The 6,889-nt window shown below is 55.0% G+C and carries 6 protein-coding genes; 4 read left to right on the top strand and 2 right to left on the bottom strand.

The window, feature by feature from the left end; translation table 11 throughout:
* Nucleotides 1-266 precede the first annotated feature (266 nt).
* Together KL786_RS26720 and KL786_RS26715 are read right to left on the bottom strand one after the other, a co-directional pair.
* On the bottom strand, nucleotides 267-1,133 hold the full coding sequence (locus KL786_RS26720; protein ID WP_215519487.1) for a LysR family transcriptional regulator: 867 nt from the start codon (nucleotides 1,131-1,133) through the stop codon (nucleotides 267-269).
* Nucleotides 1,134-1,285: 152 nt separating this feature from the next.
* On the bottom strand, nucleotides 1,286-1,816 hold the full coding sequence (locus KL786_RS26715) for a YybH family protein (RefSeq protein WP_215519486.1): 531 nt from the start codon (nucleotides 1,814-1,816) through the stop codon (nucleotides 1,286-1,288).
* A gap of 386 nt (nucleotides 1,817-2,202) precedes the next feature.
* Between KL786_RS26715 and KL786_RS26710 the strand changes: the two genes are divergently transcribed.
* Genes KL786_RS26710 through KL786_RS26695 form a run of 4 tightly spaced genes read left to right on the top strand, consistent with a single transcriptional unit; the run spans nucleotide 2,203 to nucleotide 6,777 of the window.
* Nucleotides 2,203-3,195: an amidohydrolase family protein gene (locus tag KL786_RS26710; protein ID WP_215519485.1), complete on the top strand. Its 993-nt coding sequence runs from the start codon at nucleotides 2,203-2,205 to the stop codon at nucleotides 3,193-3,195.
* Nucleotides 3,196-3,254: 59 nt separating this feature from the next.
* Nucleotides 3,255-3,776, top strand: coding sequence for an SgcJ/EcaC family oxidoreductase (locus tag KL786_RS26705; RefSeq protein WP_215519484.1), 522 nt, complete (start codon nucleotides 3,255-3,257; stop codon nucleotides 3,774-3,776).
* A 21-nt stretch (nucleotides 3,777-3,797) separates the two neighbouring features.
* Entirely contained in the window at nucleotides 3,798-5,309 is a 1,512-nt protein-coding gene (locus tag KL786_RS26700) for a GMC family oxidoreductase (protein WP_215519483.1), read from the top strand.
* Nucleotides 5,310-5,322: 13 nt separating this feature from the next.
* On the top strand, nucleotides 5,323-6,777 hold the full coding sequence (locus KL786_RS26695; RefSeq protein ID WP_215519482.1) for an aldehyde dehydrogenase family protein: 1,455 nt from the start codon (nucleotides 5,323-5,325) through the stop codon (nucleotides 6,775-6,777).
* The last annotated feature ends 112 nt before the right edge of the window (nucleotides 6,778-6,889 follow it).

Below are 6,889 nucleotides of genomic sequence, written 5' to 3'. Positions count from 1 at the left end.
TGACAGTCACGACCTCAAATCCGGTAACTGTCAGATGAAGTCTGAGTTTCTACAGCAGTGGAATGTCCAGATGGATGGCGGCAGCTGACAGGCTTCCCATCTGGGCGACAGCCACGAACATTTGTATCGCGTTGAGATCCATCGTCACCTCTCTTGTCGTTATCTGAGGTCTTGACCATGGCAGATGTTGATCGTTGCATCGCTCTGGTTGAAAAACATCAATACCTTTTGGCTTGCCATTTAGTCCTGCCCGTAGGGGCGGGCAGTTACATAAGACGCTTTACATGCTGCAGGGCGAAGTTCAGGTAGGTTCGCACGAGGTTGGATGGGTGCCGGTGCGATGGATAAAGCAGATTGATCTCCATTTCCGGGAAGGGATGTTTTTCCAGGAGCACGACTAATTGCTTGTTCCTTATCGCCTCCATGGCCATGAACGGTGGTAACTCGGTTACCAGGTCCCCGGCCAGCGCTCGGGTGCGTAAATGAGCATAATCGTTGGTTGCTATTATGGGGTCTGGCTTGAATGCCTCTTTGCCGAGTTGCCAGGTAGCTGTAGCGTCCTGGCTCCAGGCGCCGCAGGGATAGTTGTGTAAGTCCGCGACTTTATCGGGCATGCCTGAACGCGCCAGCAGAGCGGGAGATGCGACGAGGATGTGGCGATAGGCCAACATCCGGCGAGCCACCATGGAGTCATGGGTAATAGGACCGATACGCATGACCACATCAATGCCATCTTCGATCATGTCAATCCGCCTGTCGCTGGTATAAACCTGCAACTGGATGTTTGGATAGCACTGCTGAAACGCCGACAACACCTCCCACCAGGGCTCCAGCGACGGAGGAAGCGAAAGCCGTAAACGCCCCCTGAGTTGTGCCTGGTCGCTGATCAGGGCCCGTTCGCCATCGACCAGCATTTCCAGCCCTCGGCTGGCGTGTTCGTACAGCCGTGTGCCCGCGTCGGTGAGGCGCGTGCCATGGACCGAGCGCTCCAGCAACTGCACTTGCAATACACGTTCTAGTTCCCGGATTCGCCGACTGAGTGTTGCGAGCGGCATTTCCAGGCGCTCGGCCGCGGCCGTGAAGCTGCCACATTTGGCAGTGGCGACAAACATTCGAATGGCATTGAGGTCCATGGTGCTACTTCTATTTTGTGAATGCAGTCTTGACCGTGAAGACGTTGTTTGTTGTGACGCAGTTAAAGGCTGTGCCAAGAGGGAAGGGTTGAAGGAGCGGGGTGTGAAGGTGGACTCGCACCCCGTTAGTACACTTTTAAGCTGTTTGGGGATCAACCTTCGCCCTGTATGGGATCAGTGTTAAACGTATACAAGACGATCTTCCAACCTTGGCTGGTTTTGTTGAGCACGAAAACTTCGCGGTTCAGGTCAATGACAGGCTTGCCATTCTCCATAACGGTCGCACCTTTATGGTGATGTGTACGGATGACCGCCGCATCGCCATACAGGTTAATTGCGTCATAGGCGAAGACGGTTTTGAATTTGGCTATTTTAAATAACGCATCATAGCCTTCGGTCTTTTGCTGGGCGGTCGTATAGGTAGGCTTGTTATTCCATTCTGCAACGCTGTCGGGGGCAAACAAACTTACTATTTTCTTGGTATTGCCTTCGTTCAGGGCTTGCTCATATTGGCGGACCACATTGTAGGCTTCTTGTTGCACGCTCTTTATTTGCGGATCACTGGAGTACGGCAGTGCATCATTGCCTTCTGCCGCGGTTGCGCTGGCGACGGTGAAGAAGGTAAAGGCGCTGGTCATGGCCAATGTAAGAAATCGGGTGCGAGTCAGGGTTGTTGTTTTCATGTATTCCCTCTACGAGTGTTTCGTGTGGTATTGATTGCGAAGTTGTAATGTAGGCATCGGTCAATGCACTACTGGGTGCCAGTGACAAACAGCGGTTGCTATGTCGCTGATGTCAGTATCCTGCCTTACTTTTACCCCGGGATGAACTGTCAGGGGTGATAGGGAACCCTCTATAAATGAGAGGATGCTGTTTTGTGGGGAGAAAGTCCTTGCCGTTCAATACTGTTTTTCCTGGGTGGATTTGTACTGTCTTGTATAAGCGCTACGGATTTATTGCCTTTCATATATGGGAGTCGGCATCTCATTTCGGGGGGTTAACACTCAGTGTCGATTGCTGGATATTGAATTTAGATAGCGTCGGGCAAGTCATTGACTGAGGTGAGATGATGAAAGGTAAAATTGTTCTTGAAGAACACGTAAGTTCTGAGCTGAACAACAGTGTGTGGGACTCTTCGGGCGAGGCTGCCAGGAATGGTCAGGCTTATATGGATGACGTTGAATGGCGCTTGCTCGACAGTGACCGTCGAGTTGAGGAAATGGATGAGAACGCTATTGATATCTCAATCGTCTCCCTAACGTCGCCTGGCGCTCAGGGCCTACTCGATACTAAAAAATCTATCGATTTTGCCAGGCAAACCAATGACTACATTCGCGAGCGCTTTGTGGACAAGCATCCCTCGCGTTTAAAAGCATTTGCCACTGTAGCGCTTCAGTCACCGGCTGCTGCGGCTGACGAATTGGAGCGTGCGGTCAAGGATTTGGGGTTTGTCGGTGCATTGATCAACGGTTACACCAATATAGGCAATGTCGACAGCGCCCAATACCTGGATGAGTCGCCTGTCTGGGAGTTTTGGGAGCGTGTAGCGGCGTTGAATGTTCCCGTCTACCTGCACCCTCGTGAACCGTTGCCCAGCCAGCGCCGTATCTATGAAGGCTATCCATCTCTTGTCGGTTCAGCCTGGGGGTTTGCCCATGAAACGGCCACCCACGCGATTCGTTTGATGCTCAGTGGGCTTTTCGACAAGTATCCCAACCTCACTGTCATTCTCGGGCATTTGGGTGAAGGTTTACCGTTGATGCTGCCACGGTTGCAGCATCGTCTGAACATGCAGCGTGAGGGTGTGGGGCTTGGCAATGCCAAACAATCAGTCGGGCATTATTTATCGAACAACTTTTATTTAACCACGGCAGGGCACTTTCATACGAAAGGCTTGCTGGACTCCATCAGTGAAATTGGCGTAGACCGCATGCTGTTCTCCGCTGATTACCCCTATGAAAGCATGAAGACCGCCAGCACATGGTTTGATAATGCGCTGATCAGTGATAACGATCGTATGAAAATCGGCCGTGAGAATGCGCGCAAGTTATTTGCGTTGTAAATAGTCACCGTGTTGTCGCGGGTGGAAGTTATTTTGATCCGCTGGTGGAGGTCTTTTCCGTGTTGAGAATATTGGCTCTTAAAACTACGCGCCTCTGGATATTAGTGGTTGCGTTGTCTGGCGCTTCGATATCGATGGTCAGTGCTGACTCATCCAGAACTGATAGCCGTACAGAAGTGAATGCTGCACAACAGGCGATCACACAGTTGATTGATCAGTTTGTTGCGAGTTGGAATCTGCATGATGCCAAAAAGCTCAGCGAGCTTTTTGCTGTGGACGGAGATTTTATCGGTATTACCGGAAGCAAATGGGATAGCCCGGCAAAGATTTACCAAGTTCACAGTGAATTGTTCAAGGGGCGTTATGACAAGAGCGTCTATGCCATCAGCGGTGTTCCGCAAATCAATCTTGTCAGCCCGGATGTAGCGATTGTGCACTGGCGCTGGAGCATCAAAGATGTTCGAGACGACAGCGGCAAAGTCATGCCTCCCTATTCGGGGATATTTACCTGGGTCCTGGTGAGGAACAATTCGAACTGGAAAGTGCGCTCGGCACAAAACAATACCATTACCCAGTCTTAGTAATTGAACAGGAGAATTAATATGACCAATACTCTTGGCACTATAAGCGTGGTTATCGTCGGTGGTGGCTCCGCCGGTGCGGTACTTGCCCGTCGCTTGAGTGAAAGTAACGGGCGCCAGGTAGTCCTGCTCGAAGCTGGGCATAGTTATACCTCCAGCAACTATCCCGAGATCATCGCCAAGAGCGATATTGTCGGTGCCAATGGCAATCCCGAGTTTGAATGGGGATACAAGACCCAGCCCGGCTACATCGACCATCCTATCGGTGCCGTGCGCGGCAAGGTGCTGGGAGGCAGTTCGGGTGTCAATGGTGCTGTAGCGATTCGTGCCCGGGAGGCTGATTTCCAGCGCTGGAATCTGCCAGGCTGGAGCTTCGAGCAAATGCTGCCCTGGTTCAAAAAACTGGAAACCCACAGCGGCGGCGAGAGTGCCTTGCATGGTCATGACGGGCCGCTTTCCGTGCATCAATTGAGCCGCGCGGATGTGACCCCCATGCAGCGTGCTTTTATCGACGCTACGGTGGCCAATGGTTTCAAGGTGATCGAGGACTTTGACGGGCCGCAGGCCGACGGAGTCGGGCCATATCCGATGAACGTGGTCAACGGCGTGCGCGTCAATACGGGCATGGCCTATCTGACAGACCCTGTCCGCTCGCGCCGCAACCTGCATATTCGTCCCGACACGTTGGTGGATAAGGTGTTGTTCGATGGCAAGCAGGCCACGGGGGTGCAACTGGCCAATGGCGAAAAGCTCCTGGCCGACGAAGTTATCCTCTGTGCCGGTACCTATGGCAGTGCCGCGATCCTGCTGCGCTCTGGCATTGGTCCTGCTGCGGATCTGCTGGGCCTGCAGATTCCACTGGTGGCGGACCTGCCAGTGGGTCAGCACCTGGTGGATCATCCGTTCTACTACAACGCGTATGCCGCGCAGCCCGATCAGATCGGCAGTCAATCCCCGGCAATCGGCGCCAAGCTCTGGACTCATAGCAGCACAGCCCAGGGCGGTGAACTGGATTTGCATATCACCGCCACCCACTTGTTCCCGCATGAGCAGAGCCCGACCAAGGTGGGGTTTGTGCTTGCCGTGGCGCTGACGCGGCCTTTGTCCACGGGCAAGGTGACGCTGGTCAGTCGCGACCCGCTGGTGGCCCCGAAGATCGACCTCAACTTTCTTGCCCAAGAGCAAGACCGCCAGCGCCTGCTGGAAGGGATTCGCTTGTCTCGCAGGATTGGTGCGAGTGCGCCCTTGAGCCAGTTTGTTCATTCAGAACTCAACCCCGGTGCGGGGGCCGACTCCGACGAGGCGCTGCTGGCCAGTGTTCGGGCAAGTCTTGATACCTACCATCACCCCACGTCTACCGCGCCTATGGGCCATGCAGGCGATTCGCGGGCGGTGGTTGACCTGGAAGGTCAGGTCCTGGGGCTGCATGGCCTGCGGGTGGTGGATGCTTCGATTTTTCCTGATGTGCCTTCTGTCGCGATCAATATCACGGTGATTGCCACCGCCGAAAAAATTGCCCACCTCTATCACTGAGTGAATTTATAAAATGAATCCAACTACCGCGCTGAACTGGATTGATGGTCAATGGCTTGATTCCGGCGACTACAAAGAGTCCTTTGATCCCGCGACCTCCAACGTCATTGGTCGCTATGCCAATGGCGGACAGAATGAGGCACAGAAAGGCATCGAGGCGGCACGTCGGGCATTTGTGCAAACGGCCTGGAAAGACGACCGCCACTTGCGTGCCCAGGTACTGCTGGAGTTGGCGGATGCATTTGAGCGCAACACTCCCGCGTTGATCGAAATCCTCGCGCTGGAAAATGGCAAGATCAAGCCCGAGGCACAGTTTGAAGTCAGCATGGTGCCCTCCAAATTGCGTTATTACGCGGCGCTCGCCAGGGTCGAATACGGGCGGGCCGCCGAGCCCATGCCCGGCAAGATTTCCCTGGTCATCCGCCAGGCCGTCGGGGTGGCAGGCATTATTGCGCCGTGGAACTCACCGGTTGTACTGATGATCCGCTCCCTGGCCCCGGCCCTGGCGGCGGGCTGTACGGCGGTAATCAAAATGCCCGGCCAGACTGCCCAGACCAACACGTTGGTATCGCGGATCATGTCGCAAGCCGTCTCGCTGCCCAAGGGGGTCATCAACCTGTTCAGTGAGCTCGGGCCGCAAGGTTCCAAGCATCTGGTTGAGTCCCCCGACGTACCGGTGATCAGCTTTACCGGCAGCACGAGTACCGGTCGCAGCATTTCAGCCGTAGGCGCGCAACACCTCAAGCGCTTCGGCCTGGAGCTGGGAGGGAAAACACCCATGGTGGTGTTTGCCGATGCTGATCTTGAGGCGGCAGTGCCAACCCTGGAAAAAGCCCTGACGGTTTTCGCCGGACAGTTCTGCATGACCGGCTCGCGTCTGCTGGTGCAGCGCGATATTGCACCTGTATTGATTGAGCGCCTGGCCGCCCGTCTCAAAGCGGTGCGCGTCGGCCCGGCAGCGGACCCCGCGAGTGAAATGGGGCCCTTGATCGACAAGGCCAACGTGCAACGCGTCAACAAGGTGGTTGAGGCGGCGATTGCTGCCGGAGCGCAGGTCATCGTGCGCGGTGGCCCGGTCACTGAGGGACCGTTGGCGCAGGGGGCGTTTTACCGTCCGACGCTGTTGCAAGTAAACGACGCGGATATGTCGATCGTGCAGTATGAAACCTTTGGGCCGGTACTGACCCTGCAAGTCTTCGACACTGAAGCCCAAGCCATCGAGTTGGCCAACAACAGCGAATACGGCCTGGCCGCGAGCATCTGGACACGGGATATCGACCGTTCCCTGCGGGTTGCCCGTGAGCTTGAGGCGGGGACGGTGTGGGTCAACGATTGGGCGGTGGTCTACGACGAGTTCGAAGAGGGCGGGTTCAAGCAATCAGGCCAAGGGCGGCTCAACGGGATGGCGGCCATGGATGATTTCGTTGAATACAAACACATTGCCCTCAACCCTGGCCCGCGCCAGTGACTGTGCAGGTTTGAGTTCGTGGGCTTCTTGAAACCACTGGCGACGGTAGTGCTGACAGGGATGCTCGCAATCTCTGGGCCAGTAGTCGCCAATCAGGATAAGTTGCAGATCC

Source organism: Pseudomonas sp. TAE6080 (assembly GCF_018732265.1).
Taxonomy (GTDB): Bacteria; Pseudomonadota; Gammaproteobacteria; order Pseudomonadales; family Pseudomonadaceae; genus Aquipseudomonas; species Aquipseudomonas brenneri.
The sequence above is the reverse complement of the archived record's forward strand: the minus strand, read 5'-3'. Positions and strand labels throughout refer to the sequence as shown.

Bases quoted from the DNA above. Each gene is read 5' to 3' on its own strand.
- KL786_RS26700 (WP_215519483.1), top strand. From the start codon at position 3,798: ATGACCAATACTCTTGGCACTATAAGCGTGGTTATCGTCGGTGGTGGC.
- KL786_RS26710 (WP_215519485.1), top strand. From the start codon at position 2,203: ATGAAAGGTAAAATTGTTCTTGAAGAACACGTAAGTTCTGAGCTGAAC.
- KL786_RS26720 (WP_215519487.1), bottom strand. From the start codon at position 1,133: ATGGACCTCAATGCCATTCGAATGTTTGTCGCCACTGCCAAATGTGGC.
- KL786_RS26715 (WP_215519486.1), bottom strand. From the start codon at position 1,816: ATGAAAACAACAACCCTGACTCGCACCCGATTTCTTACATTGGCCATG.
- KL786_RS26695 (WP_215519482.1), top strand. From the start codon at position 5,323: ATGAATCCAACTACCGCGCTGAACTGGATTGATGGTCAATGGCTTGAT.